Here is an 18,282-nt window from a genome sequence, read left to right as displayed (position 1 = left end):
GGATGGGCAATGTCTTCAGATCAGGCAAGCTATATTTTCGGAAATCCAGGAACAGTTGCTGATCTATCTCTAAAGTAAGACAATTCTACCCCGTTAATGAAAAAATACTCTTTATCTGAAAAATCATACCATCCCCTCTTTTAAGGTAAGGCTGCCAGCCCAATTTTGTAAATCATTCCTGATGACATTCCTCACGATCACAAATTGAAAATCGTACAGGGACGTCATTGTTCTGCTTAAATCTATCCACGGTAATAACCACGTCTCCCGCAAAAATTTGAATTGGAAATATGATAAATAGTAAGTACGACCAAACAAAGATCGTCTTTTTCACCTGAAAATACCTCCTGCACTATCATTCTGAGACCTTCGCTTTTTGTCATTCTGAGCAAAGTGAAGAATCTCTTTTACCGCTCAGGGTAAACTCCGCGAAGAATCTTGCTTTGCGTGATTCTTTGCCTTAGTCTCAGGTCGATATTTTTCATTATCCTTTGTGAACCAGAGGCTCTTGGATGTTTCATCCTCGTTTTCGCATCAAAATTTTTATTACTGCCAGCACAAAATTAACATCGAGATTGACAGCTTAATACTCTATCTATTATTATCTGAGTATACAACGATGTTCAATTTTGCCAGGGAAATATTTGTTCAAATAACAACTTACTTTTAGCGATTATTACAAATATTAAGATAAATGGGGGAGGGGGATTTTTCAATGAAGCAATTCATTTCAATCATTACTTTTACCGTGTTGTTAACCGCAATGTGCTTTCATTGGGGCGTAATAAATAGCAGCGGGAGTGAAAAGGGTGAAGAGCAATTTTTAGCAAATATCCGGCAGTTGACCATCCAGGGGAAAAGCGCCGGTGAGGGATATTTTTCTCAGGATGGAAAATATTTGATATTTCAAAGCGAACGCGACCCTGAAAATCCTTTTTACCAGATTTATATAATGAGTCTTGAGACGGGAGATACCCATCGGGTTTCTCCGGGAATTGGCAAAACCACCTGCTCATTTTTCCGAAACAACTCAGAAGAAGTGCTTTTTGCCTCAACCCACCTTGACCCTGATGCAAAGGAAAAACAAAAAGCAGAATTTGAATTCCGCGCCTCTGGAAAAAAACGCCGTTTTACGTGGGATTATGACTCAAGTTACGACATTTTTTCGACCAAACGAGATGGAACCACATTAAAGCGCTTAACAGATGCCCCCGGCTATGATGCAGAAGGCGCCTATTCCCCTGATGGAAACAAAATTGTTTTTTGTTCTCTGAGAGATGCCTATCCGGTTGAAAAGCTCTCATCCGAGGATCAGAAACGCATGGAAACCAGCCCTTCCTATTTTGGTGAAATCTATATCATGAATGCCGACGGTTCTGAGCAAAAACGATTAACCAACTGGCCTGGTTATGACGGGGGTCCTTTTTTCAGTCATGACGGGAAAAGGATCATCTGGCGGCATTTCAATGAAAACGGCATGCTGGCCGATGTCTATACCATGCTGCTCGATGGTTCTGATGTACGAAGGTTGACTGACTTCAAATCAATGTCATGGGCTCCTTATTTCCATCCTTCCGGTGACTACGTCATCTTTCATTCCAATAAATTTGGATTTACCAATTGTGAGTTGTTTATCGTGGATGCCCTTGGTGAAAAAGAACCGGTACGGGTGACTTTCCATGATAAATTTGATGGGTTGCCTGTTTTTGCACCTGACGGCAAACGTCTTGCGTGGACTTCCGGCAGGACAGCGAACGGTGATTCTCAGCTATTCCTGGCAGATTGGGATCATGAAGCTGCATTGAAGGCATTACAGTTAGCAAACGTAAGATCCGCATCACAGCCTGCTCAAACATTCAGCAATCCTGAGAGTTTACCGCAAAAGGTCTTCAACAGTCCGCCTTACAAAGACCAGATTCCTGAAAAAACAGGGCACCAATTCTCACCTAAAATTACTGCTACCGATCTTCGAGCAGAAGTGCAATATCTTGCCTCCGATGAATTGGAAGGACGGTTGACGGGAACAAAAGGTACGCAACTGGCAGCCAATTATATTGCTGACTATTTCAAAGGAATTGGATTAAAGGCCATTGACAGTAACAAAGGCTATTTTCAGGAATTTCCCTTTATTGCCGGAACAAAAATAATCCCGGAACAAAACCACTTTCAAATTACGAAGGAAGGTACGAAAAAAGAAACGATTCAATTCGTGGTAAACAAAGATTTTGCCCCTCTGTCATTTACGGTTAACGGTGAGGTAGAGGGGGAGGTAGTTTTTGCCGGTTATGGGTTGTCCGTCCCTGGAAATGAAGGGAATCGTTACGATTCATACGAAAAACTTGATGTGAAAGACAAAATTGTGGTGGTTCTTCACCATGTGCCTGAAAAGGTGGATATGAAGAGACATTTAGAGCTTACCCGGTACGCAGGATTACGTTATAAAACGATGATAGCACGCGAGCACGGGGCTAAGGCGTTATTAGTTGTTACCGGCCCAAAGACTCCTAGTGGAGGGGAGTTATTCCCACTTTTCAGTGATAAGGAATCGGCCAGCTCCGGAATTATTGCGGCATCTGTAAGTGGTAAAATAGCCGAAGCGCTCTTCGCCGGTTCCGGTAAGAATCTTGAGACAATTCAGGCAGGACTAGATGTTGAAGACCCTCAGACAGAAGCGGGCTTTGATTTACCGAACGTGAAGATACGGATATCCACGGCGGTTGAGCAGGTTAAGGAAAAGGACCGGAATGTCCTTGGACTTTTACCCCCTTGTGATGAAAATGAAAATGCTGAGTATATTATCATTGGTGCTCATTACGATCACATCGGTCGTGGAGGGATCGACTCGCTGGCACGCAAAGGTGAAGAGGGCATGATACACAACGGGGCTGATGACAATGCCTCTGGTGTTTCCACTGTCCTTGAACTGGCTGCTGCCCTGGCGGCAGAGCGGGAAACGAATCCACAACTATTTAAACGCGGGATTATTTTTGCCCTCTGGTCGGGAGAAGAATTGGGATGCCTTGGATCTTCTTATTTCATTGAGCATCCCACAATTCCATTAAAAAATGTTATTGCCTATGTTAACTTTGATATGGTCGGACGACTTAGTGAAAACAATTTGATAGTTGAGGGGATAGGTTCGTCCAATACCTGGGCCCGGCTCATTGAAAAATGCAATGTAACTGCCGGATTCAACGTAAAGCTTCACCGCGACCCGTATCTGCCAACAGATGCCACGGCTTTTTATTCAAAAGAGGTTCCCATAATTCACTTCTTTACCGGCGTACATGAAGATTACAATAGACCCACGGATGACCCGGGCACCCTTAATTATGATGGTATGGTGAGGATCGCAGAATTTGCACGGGCAATTGTTATCGATTTAATCAGGCATGCAGAGCGCCCCGATTACGTGAAAGTTGCGCAATCTGGTGAATCGAGGAAAGAAAAAGTTTCCCGCAGGACTTACTGGGGGACCGTGCCTGATTTTGCCAGCGAAAACAGTGAAGGCGTAAAAATCAGTACGGTTAAACTGGAAGGGCCAGCGGATAAAGCCGGAATGAAAGACGGTGATATCATTGTCGAAATTGCTGGGAAGAAGATTACGAATATTTATGATTACAATTATATGATGGATGCTGCGGGGGTCGGTAAACCGGTCGAAGTCGTTGTACTCAGGGATGGGAAACGAGAGATATTAACGATTATACCGGTAGCGCGGAAGTAGTATCGATAGTACCTTTGACGAGAAAAGACCCCTCATCCGTCCCTCTGCCACAAGGGGACAAGGCAGCTTTTCCCTCCTTTGATGGGCTAACAGTTTGACACTTTTTGCCGGGGAAATCAACCATTATCAGATGAATAATCCTTTGAATTACTTGATATTGTTGGATGTTTCGGTGAGAGGGCTCACCGAAACAAGAATTAATCCTCAGCACCGAAACGAATCGGGAGTCATCGGCAGTGGGCCACCCCCTTCACCCCCGCCAGCGTGGGACAGATGGTTGTCCCCCTCAGTGAGGGGGACTAAGGGGGAGGAGCTTTTGTTTGAAATTCCTATTCAATCAAGATAACGGTCAAATTTAATTCTTCCTGAATTTTTATGACTGAACGAGAGCGGTGGGGGACACGAATAGGACTTATCCTTGCAGCGTCAGGGAATGCGGTTGGTCTTGGAAACTTTCTGAGATTTCCCGTTCAGGCTGCAAAACATGATGGCGGTGCCTTCATGATACCCTATTTCCTTTCATTCTTTCTCCTTGGCATTCCTCTCATGTGGGTGGAATGGGCTGTCGGCAGATATGGTGGCATTCGCGGTCATGGAACAAGTCCTGGTACATTCCAGCTCCTCTGGAAAAACAGGAGCGCCAAATATATCGGAATTATTGGTATTGTATCTCCCCTTGTTATCATAGTCTACTACACATACATCACCTCGTGGACGGTTGGATATGCCATCTTCTCACTATTTAACAGTTTGCCCAAAGTTGATACGATAGGAACACTTGAAGAGACATTAAAACCATTCTCTCATGTTCTTCAACAATATACCGGAACTGGCGATTTTTTTCTCACTCCGTCCATGTATGCGTATATTATGTATGTTTTCACCCTCTTTTTGAGCATGCTTATCCTTGCCCGTGGAATTGTCAGAGGCATCGAACTGTTGGCAAAAATTGCAATGCCTTTGTTATTCCTCTTTGCCATTTTTCTGGTAATAAGGGTTTTTACGCTAGGCTCTCCTGTGCATCCTGATTGCAATCCCTTAAAAGGACTCGCCTTTCTCTGGGAACCAAAGTTTTCAAAACTATTTGACTTAAACATCTGGCTTGCCGCGGCAGGACAGATGTTTTTTACTTTAAGCCTCGGTATGGGTGCAATGCTCACCTATGCCAGCTATCTCCGGGAACATGATGATATTGCACTTTCTGGTTTGACAACCGCCACAACAAACGAATTTGCGGAGGTTATCCTGGGATCATCCATTGCCATACCCGCTGCCGTGGTGTTTTTTGGCGTTGCCAATACTGAAATAATCGCCAGGGAAGGCGCTTACCATCTTGGTTTTGTCTCAATGCCTGCGGTTTTTTCGTTTATCCCACTGGGAAATGTTTTTGGATTTCTCTGGTTTGCACTTCTCTTCTTTGCCGGAATTACTTCTATTGTTGCCTTAACCCAACCTGCCATTGCCTTCCTGGAGGAAGAGTTTTGCATGGAAAAGAAAAAAGCCGTCTGGTGTGTGGGTGGCTTTCTCTTTATCTCAGGTCATATACCTATCTTTATGAGAGGAACACTCGATGAACTGGACTTCTGGGCAGGAACATTTTTCGTTACCTTCCTTGCGGCCACTGAAATCATCCTCTTTTTCTGGGTGTTTGGCTCAAACAAGGCCTGGAAGGAAATAAAGAGAGGTGCCGAGATCCCCATTCCCGGGATATTTTTCTTTATTTGCAGGTATGTAACGCCAACGATCCTTATTATCATTTTCACAGGATGGGTGATCCAGCATGGCTGGCAGGAAATTTTTAAAACATCTTCTACGAAATGGATTGCCCGTATTTATTTGATGGTAACTTTTACCATAGCCGGGATTCTCATCCACAAGGCGTGGAAGAAAAGAGAGGCGCGTTTATGAGCCTTTCGGGGTGGTTCTTTTTGATCTTTTTCTGGGGAATAATCTTGACCCTGGTATTTTTCTGTTATGGAAAAATATTGAAAATGGCTAAAAAAAGAACACAAAAATAAAAGAGTCAGGTAGGGCAGGCATTGCCTGCCAAAAATATCATTCGCCAAAATCCGCATCGGTTATCTCATCCATTTCATCTCCACCCCAATCGGGCGGATAACTCCCATTTTTCACAAACCGGTGAAACGTCGAATACGGCCAGTCCTTGACACGTTTTACCAATCTATGCTTTACCGGGTTAAAATGGAGATAATCCATGTGTCTCCTGAAATCATCCTCATCACGAATCATGTGTTCCCAAAAACGCCGTTGCCAGATCGTTGCTTCGCGGTATTTCCGTTTTGAATCGGTCATCAATTCGTTACGATGAAACAGGCTTTTAGCCCTTTTTGAAAATCCTGCCTTAATCATGCCCCAGCGTTTGGAATAATCGCCGTCGTTTTCCGGAAGGGTCCATATACAATGGATATGATCAGGCAGCAGCACCCATCCACAAATCGTAAATGGATGTAATTGCCGCACCTTATTAATCACGGCACGTAAAATTTGCCTGCTCTGCGGAATTATCAGGATTTTTCGTCGTTTGTAAGTAACAACCGTAAAGAAATAGGTTATACCCGGTATCCGTATCCTTCGATAATCTGGCATACGTGCCCATTTCCAACCATGTAATTTTTATGTAGGGCGGGCATTACCCGCCATAATCAATCTATTTCGATCCAATTCACGTTCCCCATTTTCATGAGGACAAGTTTCACGAGGACATGTCCTTTATGCAGAAACCTACCCCAATTGCTCAATTTTTGGTAGGCGGTGCCTACCCTACTTGGCTTGTTATTCCTCGTACTTACGAAGGTAGTTTGATGCCAGAAAGTTTCTGGTATAAATCAACGGCGTAAGTATCTGTCATACCGGAAATATAATCTGTGACCACAAGTAAACGTTGATAAGGTGAAAGTATTTTTAGATATTCGTCGTGCGTATTAAATTGTTGTTCAGATAATTGTAGGTGTTGTCTTGGGAATAGCTGCCTTAGGTTCTTTTCCTTAGGATCTGGTTGATCTGTTAAGATTGCTGAATAATACATTTCAATGAGTCCACCAATTGCTTGAAAACCAGCATATTCAATTTGTAGTACCCGCTCGTTGATATAAACTTTATTGGCCAAGGTTTTTAGCTTTTCGTATTCATTGCACAGCGACGTTTGGGAGATCAGGCTGACTTTGAAGTTATCATTCTCGATCTGCTTTAAATTCTCCTTGAATACTTGAATGCATTCCATAGTGAGTGCATGAATTGCCATAGCCCTCAATCTAGAAATCTTAGTAGCTTCAAGGTTATAAGAATTAATTGGAGATTCATTAACTCTTTTGGCTATAGGAAGAAGTACATCTTCGACATCTGAATAGGGAATAATTCTCAATTGGTGAGCATCTTCAATATCAATGATGGCATAACAAATATCATCTGCTGCTTCCACTAAAAAAGCCAAAGGGTGCCTTTGAAAAACACCTGAAGATTTCTCAATTAATCCTAAACCGCGGAATGCTTCAACAGCCAGAGGCGCATCATCTTGAAAGTAGCCACATTTTTTGAGGGATACATCTTTATCTTTAAGGGCTTCTTCTATTAGAGAGGGGCGGGGGTATTTTGTCATTGCGCCGATTGTCGCTAGAGTTAGTCGTAATCCCCCTCGCCTTTCTCTAGCTTGGAGCTTGGAATGAATCCTAAAACTCTGGGCGTTTCCTTCAAAAGATAAAAAATCTCCCTGCTGTGATCTATCTGGAATCAAATCATTCAGATTCAATTCACCAGATGTTGTACCCCTGAATTTTGTTCTTGCCCATTGCTGGATTGCCTTTTCACCGGAATGCCCAAATGGCGGATTACCTATATCATGAGCCAAGCAAGCGGCAGCGACGATCGTTCCAATATCCCCATAAGTTAAGTCATCCTGTTTAAGCACGCCTTCTTTTTGGAGGATCCTTACCAGCCATCTGACCAAGTGAACGGCCTACACAGGAAACCTCAACGCTATGAGTGAGCCGAGTTCTAGTGTAATCGGATTGGGACAGAGGGAAAACCTGGGTTTTATCCTGTAAACGACGAAAAGCACTAGAGAATACTATACGGTCATAGTCTTGGTCGAATTTTGACCGACCTTCAGGTGGTTTTGTTGTTGTTGGAGACTCTCCAAGCCTTTTATCAGAAAGGAACTTCTTCCAACGCTCGATCCGGTCTTGGTTCACTTTACTTGCCCTCTTTTACAGATTAACGCAGATTCTATAAGCTACTTGTTCATTATATTCCCATAGCATCTCTACGGAACAGGGAGGCATAACGATGAAGCTCACTGGCGTGGCGGCAGTATCGCCACGTCCATGTGGAGCGATTTGTTGGCCTATTCCAATTTCTTTTTTGCCGGTCTGACTTCATAGAAAGCCTGATCTTCACTAACAACATATGCCTGCTCTGCAATGCCTCTTTCAAAAAGAAGCTTTGCTTCTGAGAAAAGGCCTGATGTTTCAGCTTTCAGGTAGCGGGCTGCCATTCGGCAATATTCAGGGTCGATTTCAATACCAATACTGTTGCGGCCCGAACGCAGTGCTGCAACCATTGTTGTCCCCGATCCGCAAAAAGGATCAAGCACAGTATCTCCAACAAAGGAGAACATCCGTACCAGACGTTTGGCAAGCTCCACGGGAAACGGTGCAGGGTGGTGCTTGGTTGATGCTCCCGTGATGTTCCATATCTGCTGAAACCAGCAATCAAACTCATCTTTCGTTAATCTGCTTGCTTCACGCTGCGCGTTTGTTGGCTTTCTATAACCACCAGGTTTTCTCTGCATAAGAATGAACTCCATATCATTCTTGATAATAGCATTAGGCTCATAGGGTTTCCCGAGGAACTTTGATCCATTTGAAACTTCATATGACGCGTTGGCTATTTTGTGCCAGATAATCGGGTTGAGATTGTCAAAACCAATGCGTCTGCATATAACGCAGATGTCGGCGTGAAGCGGAAATACAAGATGCCGTCCGAAGTTTCGTCGGGCAACACAGACATCCCCAACAACGCAAACCAGACGTCCTCCAGGGACAAGAACACGAAACACTTGCCGCCAGACCTTTTCCAATTCAGCAAGAAAGGCTTCGTACTCTTGAACATGGCCAAGCTGATGTGGGTTCTCGTTATAACGCTTAAGATTCCAGTAAGGAGGCGATGTTACAACAAGATGAACTGATTCATCTTTTAGGAACGATAGGTTTCTTGCATCAGCATTGATCAATCTGTGGGACGTAGGCTGCATGGATTCACACAAAGGTCGTCACATGAGCAATGAGTATCTTTGCAAAACGTTCAATCGACAGGTCATCCGCAGGTGTTTTGAATATACCCTTAAGGCCTTCGTGGCTGGATGAAGTTATAAAAGCGGAAGCGGTATAATGACGCTCTAAAACAAGTTTCCGGCAGAACAATTCGTAACGGCGCATATATGACGCGCCACGAAACTCAGGAAATACCTTGAAATGGGGTTCTTGAATGCTGACCGGCCGGTTTGATGCTGTACAATCTTCCAGCATAAAGAAATATCCAAGAAAGGGTTGAGGGCTATCAAGATAGGCATGTTCGCGATAGGCTGTCCACAGATCAAGGGCACTTCCCATTGCTTCTTCCGTCCTGTTATTGAAATTGTTGCCAAAGGAAGGACCAACTTGAGATTTGGCTTCGACAGCGGCAATTAATGTCCGCTCCCTAACAACAAGGAGGTCCCATTCTTTAGTGGGGCGGAAGAAACCTGGAAGTTCAATGGCTTTCTTTCGGAATACATATCTCTCAGGTATGCCGCTTTGGGTAACAAGCTTAGTGAACAGGTCAATAAACCCATTCATCTGTGCGCCACCCGTCACCGCACTTCTCAATCCTTGGTCGGCCTTTCCAGCCTGCTCCTGCTTCTTTCGCTGTGTAGCCCGTGTCTGCCAGTAATGAGCAACCGCTTTCGAGCTGAGATCGGGTAGATGTCGGAGGATTTCGTGTTGATTCATGCAATTATTTTATCAGTAGTATAGTTTATTTTTCTATGGCCAACATTTATTTTATTTTTATTCTGTGAATGTCAGCATAGTATATCATGCCATATCCGTTGTCAAACAAAAATCGATAGAATTATGTTGAAATATTGAATATAGTTCTATAATATTACTCCTAATTTATTAGTATGTGGAATCTTGATAATTGTTTGGTTTTATTATGCTTTCATCTTTCAAAGACTACCTTACTCAAAAAGCGCTGGTGAAAGAAAAAGATGTCCCTTTTTACCTGAAGTGGGTCTCTGACTGCTACTCGTTTCTCGACACGCCCGACTCTGTGGTATTAAATCCGGAGCAAACGAATCGATTCCAGAAATATTTGGCCAAAACCCATGAAGACGGGCAGGTCAAGCAGGCCGAAAATGCATTGCGGCTTTATAGCTATTACCTCACTTCATTACAAAAAAATGCATCGATGAAGTCTTCAGAGGGTGAAAACGAATGGAACCTGCTTGAAACACAGACACGAGAAGCCCTCAGGCTCAGACATCGGTCACATAGCACGGAAAAGACCTATATCTCCTGGCTGCGCTCATTTCGGGGATATGTCCATGATAAAAAACCATCAGAACTGACAAACGGGGATATACAGGATTTCCTGAGTTCCCTTGCAGTAGAACAAAAGGTGTCTGCTTCCACTCAGAATCAGGCTTTAAATGCGCTTCTTTTTGTTTACCGGCATGTGCTTGAAAAGGAGATAGGTGAAAAGGAACTGGATGCGGTGCGAGCGATATACAAACGACGCATCCCGGTGGTGCTCACGCTAAAGGAAGTGCATGCAATATTTGATCATCTGTCAGGAGCCCAACGTATTATGGCAATGCTCACGTACGGATGCGGACTCAGGTTGCAGGAATGCCTGAGTCTGCGAATAAAAGACATTGACCTCGAACAGAACATTGTCATTGTGAGATCGGGCAGGGGGAATAAAGACCGGAGAACGATTCTCCCTGAGTCCCTTAAAGATGATCTCATTGCGCACATTTCGGAAGTAAGGGGCTTATACGATCAGGACAGGGAAAAGGGCATTCATGGAGTTTATCTTCCTGGTGCGCTGGAAAAGGAATATCCCGATGCAGGCAAGGAGTGGGGTTGGTTCTGGCTTTTTCCCTCCAAATCTCTTTCCGTTGATCCGCGCACGCACACGGTGCGGCGTCATCATATGCACCCTGCATCACTCCAAAAATCATTCAAGGTTGCCGTCACAAAGGCAGGAATTACGAAACAGGCATCCGTACATACGTTACGGCATAGTTTCGCCACGCATCTACTGGAGAAGGGATATGACATCAGGACAATTCAGGAGTTGCTTGGTCACAGGAATCTTCAAACCACCATGATTTATACCCACGTTGCCTCAAAAAATATATTAGGCGTGCGGAGCCCTCTGGATGCATAAATTTCAAAGTTTCGATTGTAGAGCGAAGAGTCTCTTCGCTCTACATGAAAAAGTTGCCGAAGGCCCAATTTAAAGAGAAAAGACTTCTCTGCCTTAATTCAATGACATTGCCTTGCGATGGGGAGGAAAAAGGGATGGTTATAAGTTCAGAAATACATTCTTGATTGAGACTTGCCATACCAATAAAATATCTTTATAGTAATTCAAAAGATACACTTAAAAAGTAAAGATAGTCTTACTTATTTTACCCTCTTTAAAAGAGTCGTCGATACGTCTTGACATGAATTAGCCGGATTACATTTTCTCACGCTCAATAGAACAGGTAAAAGCGCAAAAATTTTTAATAAAAACCTCAATATTTTGGGGTTTTTCAAAAAGCCAAATTGATACCTCTATGGTAATTTCAAAGCCATTTTTTCGGAGACAATCAAAATGAGTAATCAACCGAATAAGATCATCTATTCCATGCTCAAGGTAAGCAAATATTATGACAAGAAGCCCGTGTTGAAGGATATTTCCCTTTCGTATTTTTACGGCGCCAAGATTGGCGTACTGGGCTTGAATGGTTCAGGAAAGAGTTCTCTCCTGCGTATTCTTGCCGGAGTGGATACGGACTTTAACGGACAGGCAACCCTTTCACCCGGCTACACGGTTGGATTTTTAGAGCAGGAACCACACCTGGATGAGACAAAAACGGTACGTGAAATTGTGGAACAAGGGGTTCAGGAACTAGTAGACCTCCACAATGAGTACAACCGGATCAATGAACGATTTGCCGAACCGATGTCGGATGACGACATGAACAAACTGATAGAACGGCAGGGGGAGGTACAGGAAAAAATTGACTCGCTTGGCGCATGGGATCTGGATGCACGCCTGGAAATGGCAATGGACGCCTTGCGTTGCCCCGAAGGGAACATGCCGATAAAGGTGTTATCCGGAGGGGAACGACGCCGTGTGGCGCTTTGCCGGTTATTATTGCAAAAACCGGACATTTTACTGTTAGACGAACCGACGAACCATCTTGACGCCGAATCGGTTGCATGGCTGGAGCATCATTTGCAAAATTATGAGGGCACGGTGATCGCAGTAACCCATGATCGCTATTTTCTCGATAATGTAGCCGGCTGGATATTAGAACTGGACAGGGGGTATGGAATTCCCTGGAAGGGGAATTATTCGTCATGGCTTGAGCAAAAGCAAAAGAGGTTACAGCAGGAAGAAAAGCAGGAGACCGAGCGGCAAAAGACCCTCAAACGCGAGCTGGAATGGATCAGGATGACACCCAAGGGCAGACACGCAAAATCGAAGGCACGTATTAACTCTTACGAATCGCTCCTTGAACAACAAGGTGAAAACCGTATAAAGGATTTAGAGATCTATATCCCGCCCGGCCCGAGACTGGGTAATTTGGTCGTTGAAGCAGACAAGGTAACCAAGGCATACGGAGACCGTATTTTGGTGGAGGGGATGACCTTTTCCCTGCCACGCGGAGGAATTGTCGGGATCATTGGCCCCAACGGCGCCGGAAAAACCACCCTATTCCGCATGATTACCGGCCAAGAAAAACCGGATACCGGTACGATCCGGGTGGGTGAGTCGGTTAAGCTCGCATACGTTGATCAAAGTCGGGAAACCCTCGATCCCAGCAAAACCATATGGGAGATAATTTCAGGGGGGAAGGATATTATCCGGCTTGGCAGCAGGGAGGTTAATTCCCGTGCGTATGTGGCGCGTTTTAATTTTTCCGGGACAGACCAGCAAAAGCCAGTGAAAACACTATCAGGTGGAGAACGGAACAGGGTACATCTTGCCTGTATACTGAAAGAAGGCGCCAATCTGCTTCTGTTAGACGAACCCACGAATGATCTCGACGTAAACACCATGCGGGCTTTGGAAGACGCCCTGGAAAATTTCTCCGGTTGTGTCCTGGCGATCAGCCATGACCGCTGGTTCCTCGATCGGATCGCTACCCACATCCTTGCCTTCGAGGGAGACAGCAAAACCTTCTGGTTTGAAGGAAACTATTCCGAATATGAAGCGGATAGAAAAAAACGTCTTGGCATTACAGAAGACCAGCCCCACCGCATCAAATACCGGCATTTGACTAGGGCTTAAAGTTGTGTGGAGGAACTAAAAACCTGAAATGGCAGAAATAATAATGCAAAGAAAGTATAAGCAAGACATCCCAAATAAAGAAAAATCTCAACACCATTCAACAAACAGGAAAAGGATGCCGTATTTGATCTCCAGCATTTTTATTCCTATAATAATTGGTTTGGTTGTAATGATAATAGTGAATAATGAAGTTACCATTTTCAGGCTAAAGAGAACCGCAGATACTGAAAATTCAACGATTATCAAAACAATATTCCGCAACAAGCCCGAAAAGGGATTATCACCTGAAATAGTACAGATCGTGCTGAAAGATAAGGGTCTCTTCGATTCCCGAAGGAATTCTTCCATCCAGGGTTTTTCTCATGAGTTTCAAGTTCAAGATGGAGGAACGGCTGTTTATGATCATGCAAGTAGTTTACTGTGGCAGCAATCAGGTTCCCAAGGAGAGATGAATTATGAAGAAACAAAGAGCTATATTTCCAAACTGAACCATGAACAATTTGCCGGTTATCATGACTGGCGTTTACCGACCTTAGAAGAAGCTATGTCTTTGATGGAGCCAACAAAGAAGAATGGTGATTTACATATTGACCAAATATTTGACCCATGTCAGGTGAGGATTTGGACGTCTGATTTCAGAAGAGATTCGATGTCCTGGGTTGTCAGGTTTGATTCGGGCTATTGCGACTACGTCTATAATGATGGCAATATCAAATACTCAGTTCGTGCCCTTCGGAGAAGATAATTGTACATTTGTTCATTTGTATATTTGAAAACAGCGTTAGGATTTGCCTGCTTTTTGGAATCACCGGGTTTTTCTTCCGTTGGAGGTGACCACCGTAAAGAAAGAGGTTAACCCGGTATCCGTATCCTTTGATAATTCGTCATATATGTCTATTTTCCAGTCGTACAATTTTTATGTAGGGAGGCAATGCCTGCCATAATCAATTTTTGTCAAACCATTTCGATCCAATCCCCGTTTTTACGAGGACGTACCCTTCATGCAGTGCCCATCCGATTGCTCAATTTTTGGTAGGCGGTGCCTGCCTTGGCTGATATCTGCAACGAGGCTGACATTTCTGGCGCTTCGTCAATCCAAGTAGTTGTCTTCAAACCAGACCACCTTCCTATATATAATTACTTGTAGACGATCAGTAAATCTCTCGCCTCGACACATTCCCTTGCTTTAACCAAAATCTGACCAATTTCACCGTCATGTTCAGCATAAATAGTCGCTTCCATCTTCATGGCCTCCATTATCAAAAGCGGATCATTTTTAACAACCTTATCGCCAACGCCTACTTTTACATTGACAATCATGCCCGGCATGGGTGCAGCGACGTGTTTGCTGTTTCCTTCTTCTGCCTGAGGACGCCTGGTTACTGAAGCAGCGACCTTGCGGTTGGCAATAACTACCTCACGCGGCTGACCGTTCAGTTCAAAGAAAACGGTACAGTCTCCTTCCGCATTTACCGGGCTTATGGCCACCAGTTTGAAAATCAGGGTCTTTCCTTCTTCGATGTCAAGGGCGACTTCTTCGTTCATAGGCAGGCCATAGAAAAATACATCCGTGGGAATAACAGAAACGTCGTCGTATTTTTTTCTGTGCTCAGCGTACTGAATGAAGACATCCGGATACATCAGATAAGACATGAGTTCTTCGTTGGTGATGGATTTGGAGATCCGACCCCCAACTTCTTTTTTGATCTCGTCAAGGTTCACAGGCGGCAGATTAGCGCCAGGCCTTTCAGTGAAAGCAGGCGCCCCTCGCAAAATTCTATATTGTACATCTTTTGGAAAACCTCCGGTCGGCTGGCCGAGACGGCCTTCAAAAAATTCTATAACGGATGTGGGAAAAGAAATTTCCTTGTTACTGTGAACGATATCCTGAGCCCTGAGGTCATTTGTCACCAGAAAAAGTGTCAGATCTCCAACAACCTTCGAGGATGGAGTAACTTTCACAATATCTCCGAAAAGCTGGTTGACATCTGCATAAACATCGGTGATTTCATGCCAGCGGTGTGCCAGACCCATAGAATGGGCCTGCTGGAAAAGGTTGGTAAACTGGCCGCCAGGGATCTCGTGATGGTACACCTCGGCAGTGCTTGACTTTTGAATGGATTCAAATGGCGCATAATACTCCCTGACCACTTCCCAGTAGTCCGAGAGTAACCCCAGGGCCTTGAAGTCCATACCCGTGTCACGTTTGTGAAAACGCATCATTTCCACCAGGGTGTTCAGATTGGGCTGAGAGGTCAGTCCGGAAAGAGGCCCCACTGCGGCGTCCACAATATCTACACCAGCCTCTGCAGCCTTGATGAGGGTGGCGATCTGACCGCCTGATGTGTCGTGGGTATGAAGATGTATGGGGATCTTCAGCTCAGATTTCAGAGCACTAACCAGTTCATAGGCAGCATAAGGCTTCAAGAGGCCAGCCATATCCTTGATTGCCAGGATATGAGCGCCATGGCCTTCCAGCTCTTTTGCCATTTTTATATAATAGCCCAGCGTGTATTTAGTCCGTTTTGAATCCAAAATATCTCCGGTGTAACATATGGCGGCTTCACAGAGGGCCTTGGTTTCCAGAACGGCATCCATTGCCACTTTCATGTTTGTGACCCAGTTCAGAGAGTCAAAGACACGGAATATATCTATGCCGCTTTCTGCTGACTGTTTTATGAATGCCTTGACGACATTATCAGGGTAGTTGGTATAACCAACGCCATTAGATGCCCTGAGCAACATCTGGAAGAGTATATTGGGCGCCAGTTTTCGCATGAAGCGCAAGCGTTCCCAAGGACATTCCATGAGAAATCTCATGGCGGTGTCAAAGGTTGCTCCACCCCACATTTCGAGTGAAAAGAAATCGGCATGGTTCCTAGAGTATATCTCAGTTATCATCAGCATATCTATAGTCCTCATACGGGTAGCCAGCAGGGACTGATGCGCATCGCGGAAAGACGTATCTGTCAACAGCAGTTTTTTCTCCTCGATGATATACTGGGTGAATTTTTTTGGTCCCATTTCCAGGAGAAGGTCACGGCTGCCCTTAGGTCTGGGGTTTTTACGATCGGCAGCAGGAACCGGCGCTTTACGGCGGCATATGGACTTGGGTATTTCCTTAATAAGCGGGTGACCGTTGACCAGAATATCTCCCATGAAACGCATGATGAGGGTAGCACGATCCCGGCGGCGAGAAAAATGGAAGAGATTCGGATTTTCGTCAATGAAGCGCGTAGTACATTTACCTTCCAGAAAATCTTTGTGGTTAATCAGATTAATGAGAAACGGAATATTGGTTTTTACACCACGGATCCGGAATTCATCCAACGCCCTATCCATACGGTGTGCTGTTTCCTCAAAACAGGTTCCAAAAGCCGTAACTTTCACAAGCATAGAGTCATAGTAAGGAGTTACCAGTGCGCCGGAGAAGGCAGTTCCGGCGTCAAGACGGATACCCATGCCACCAGCAGAACGGTAATGCTGAATGCGGCCATAGTCGGGAACAAACCCGTTGGAAGGGTCTTCTGTGGTAATCCGGCACTGGAAGGCAATGCTATTGATATGAATTGCTTCCTGGTTCGGTATGCGGATTTCCGGTGAATTGAGGGGGAACCCTTCGCTGATTAAGATCTGTCTCTTTACCAGATCGAAACCGGTAATAGTTTCGGTGACGGTGTGCTCAACCTGAATTCTGGGATTGACTTCTATGAAATAATACTTTTCGGTCTCTGTATCAAGGAGAAATTCTACGGTACCGGCATTATCATAATTCACAGATTTACCTATTTTTACGGCTGCATCACAGATGCTCTGTCTGATGCTTTTGCCTAGATTCTGTGCCGGGGCAATCTCAACGACTTTCTGATGGCGCCTTTGAAGAGAACAGTCGCGCTCAAACAGGTGTACCATATTATTGTATTTGTCACCGAGAATCTGCACCTCAATATGGCGTGCTTTTTCGACATATTTTTCTATAAAACATTCATCAGAACCAAAGGCCGTCAGGGATTCACGCTTGGCTTCATTCAGGCGATGGCCCAATTCAAACTCACTGTGAACCACACGCATACCACGACCGCCGCCGCCATGGGCAGCCTTGATGATAACCGGATATCCCAATTTGCTGCAGAGAGATTTAGCCTCATCCAGGTTTTTAATTGGGTGATTACACCCTGAAAGTATGGGAACATTCACTTTTTCGGCAATTTCTCTGGCCGAGGTTTTATTGCCAAGCGTATCAAGGATTTCCGGACGGGGACCGACAAAGGTGATGTCTGCCTTTTCACAGGCACGGGCAAAGTTGGCATTCTCTGAGAGAAACCCGTAACCCGGATGAATAGCGTCAACTTCCTTGTCTTTGGCCAGATGAATGATTCCATCGATATCCAGATAAGCCTTGACTGGATCTTTACCCTTACCAATCTGATAGGCTTCGTCTGCTTTAAATCTATGAAGTGCAAAGCGGTCTTCGTGAGAATATATTGCCACGGTTCTTATACCAATTTCATGCGCTGCACGGCAGACCCGTATCGCTATTTCACCACGGTTGGCAACGAGAAGCTTTTTAAATTTCCTGATTTCCATAAAAAACCTTTAAATAGAGTTTACTGAAAAAATTCATTTTATCCGAAGGTGCCATTTGTGAACATCCTCTTTACTATCTGGAATATTATATAACCTGAATCTTGCACAAGTGCAAGATAAAAGGAGGTGAAACCATCAAGGATTACCTCATTATAATAGGGTAAGTGAGATTAACCTAATAATTAAGAGGAGGTAACCCAGATGGTAAAAAGTAAAATAAGAATACCGTCAAAAGGCAGCAAAATCAAGAAGAAGGTGTCTGTCCAGCAAAGGCCGGTAAAATAGGGTATGTATGGTTTTACTCAGCATTGTCCGGTTAGAAATTTGCGTAAAACAAAAGACAATAAATTTTTTTAGAAAGAGGTATTTTTTGCTTGACTTTTTGAAATAGTCAACGATGG

Annotated in this window: 12 protein-coding genes; 5 read left to right on the top strand and 7 right to left on the bottom strand. The window is 44.4% G+C overall.

The features are described from left to right. Nucleotides 1-172: 172 nt before the first annotated feature. Nucleotides 173-334 (bottom strand): hypothetical protein, encoded by a 162-nt coding sequence (locus FBQ94_RS15300; RefSeq protein WP_157842633.1) that lies wholly within the window; start codon nucleotides 332-334, stop codon nucleotides 173-175. A gap of 381 nt (nucleotides 335-715) precedes the next feature. Here FBQ94_RS15300 and FBQ94_RS15295 point away from each other — a divergent pair, with 381 nt between their 5' ends. Both FBQ94_RS15295 and FBQ94_RS15290 read left to right on the top strand, forming a co-directional pair. Next, nucleotides 716-3,727, top strand: coding sequence for a M28 family peptidase (locus tag FBQ94_RS15295; RefSeq protein ID WP_285442238.1), 3,012 nt, complete (start codon nucleotides 716-718; stop codon nucleotides 3,725-3,727). A 375-nt stretch (nucleotides 3,728-4,102) separates the two neighbouring features. After that, nucleotides 4,103-5,635 (top strand): sodium-dependent transporter, encoded by a 1,533-nt coding sequence (locus tag FBQ94_RS15290; RefSeq protein ID WP_052565504.1) that lies wholly within the window; start codon nucleotides 4,103-4,105, stop codon nucleotides 5,633-5,635. A 147-nt stretch (nucleotides 5,636-5,782) separates the two neighbouring features. Here FBQ94_RS15290 and FBQ94_RS15285 read toward each other — a convergent pair whose 3' ends face one another. The 5 genes from FBQ94_RS15285 to FBQ94_RS15265 form a co-directional block, all read right to left on the bottom strand. After that, nucleotides 5,783-6,334, bottom strand: coding sequence for an REP-associated tyrosine transposase (locus FBQ94_RS15285; protein WP_052565502.1), 552 nt, complete (start codon nucleotides 6,332-6,334; stop codon nucleotides 5,783-5,785). 199 nt (nucleotides 6,335-6,533) lie between these two features. After that, nucleotides 6,534-7,652: a dGTP triphosphohydrolase gene (dgt, locus tag FBQ94_RS15280; RefSeq protein ID WP_052565500.1), complete on the bottom strand. Its 1,119-nt coding sequence runs from the start codon at nucleotides 7,650-7,652 to the stop codon at nucleotides 6,534-6,536. Beyond that, the gene (locus FBQ94_RS15275) at nucleotides 7,645-7,935 is read right to left on the bottom strand and encodes a hypothetical protein (protein WP_052565498.1); all 291 of its coding nucleotides are present in this window, start codon (nucleotides 7,933-7,935) and stop codon (nucleotides 7,645-7,647) included. Before FBQ94_RS15275 ends, dgt begins: the two co-directional genes overlap by 8 nt. Before the next feature lie 152 nt (nucleotides 7,936-8,087). Beyond that, nucleotides 8,088-8,996, bottom strand: a complete 909-nt coding sequence (locus FBQ94_RS15270) for a DNA-methyltransferase (protein ID WP_052565496.1) — start codon at nucleotides 8,994-8,996, stop codon at nucleotides 8,088-8,090. Nucleotides 8,997-9,000: 4 nt separating this feature from the next. Beyond that, nucleotides 9,001-9,732, bottom strand: coding sequence for a PaeR7I family type II restriction endonuclease (locus FBQ94_RS15265; protein ID WP_052565494.1), 732 nt, complete (start codon nucleotides 9,730-9,732; stop codon nucleotides 9,001-9,003). Between the two features lie 205 nt (nucleotides 9,733-9,937). On the opposite strand from FBQ94_RS15265, the gene FBQ94_RS15260 reads away from it, so the two are divergent. The 3 genes from FBQ94_RS15260 to FBQ94_RS15250 all read left to right on the top strand — a co-directional run bounded on the left by FBQ94_RS15260 (nucleotide 9,938) and on the right by FBQ94_RS15250 (nucleotide 14,039). Then, a complete protein-coding gene (locus FBQ94_RS15260; RefSeq protein WP_082059419.1) occupies nucleotides 9,938-11,176 on the top strand; it encodes an integron integrase in 1,239 nt (412 codons plus the stop codon). A 432-nt stretch (nucleotides 11,177-11,608) separates the two neighbouring features. After that, nucleotides 11,609-13,294: an energy-dependent translational throttle protein EttA gene (gene ettA / locus FBQ94_RS15255; protein WP_052565492.1), complete on the top strand. Its 1,686-nt coding sequence runs from the start codon at nucleotides 11,609-11,611 to the stop codon at nucleotides 13,292-13,294. Nucleotides 13,295-13,322: 28 nt separating this feature from the next. Further along, complete coding sequence (locus FBQ94_RS15250; RefSeq protein WP_052565489.1) at nucleotides 13,323-14,039, top strand: Lcl C-terminal domain-containing protein; 717 nt, start codon at nucleotides 13,323-13,325, stop codon at nucleotides 14,037-14,039. Nucleotides 14,040-14,431: 392 nt separating this feature from the next. Here the strand turns inward: FBQ94_RS15250 and FBQ94_RS15245 are convergent, their stop codons facing one another. Continuing rightward, the gene (locus FBQ94_RS15245) at nucleotides 14,432-17,881 is read right to left on the bottom strand and encodes a pyruvate carboxylase (RefSeq protein WP_200891791.1); all 3,450 of its coding nucleotides are present in this window, start codon (nucleotides 17,879-17,881) and stop codon (nucleotides 14,432-14,434) included. Between the last annotated feature and the right edge of the window lie 401 nt (nucleotides 17,882-18,282).

It is taken from the genome of Candidatus Jettenia sp. AMX1, from assembly GCF_030263775.1.
Lineage (GTDB): Bacteria > Planctomycetota > Brocadiia > Brocadiales > Brocadiaceae > Jettenia > Jettenia caeni.
Note: the sequence above shows the minus strand (reverse complement) of the source record. Positions and strands in the feature narration are given on the sequence as shown.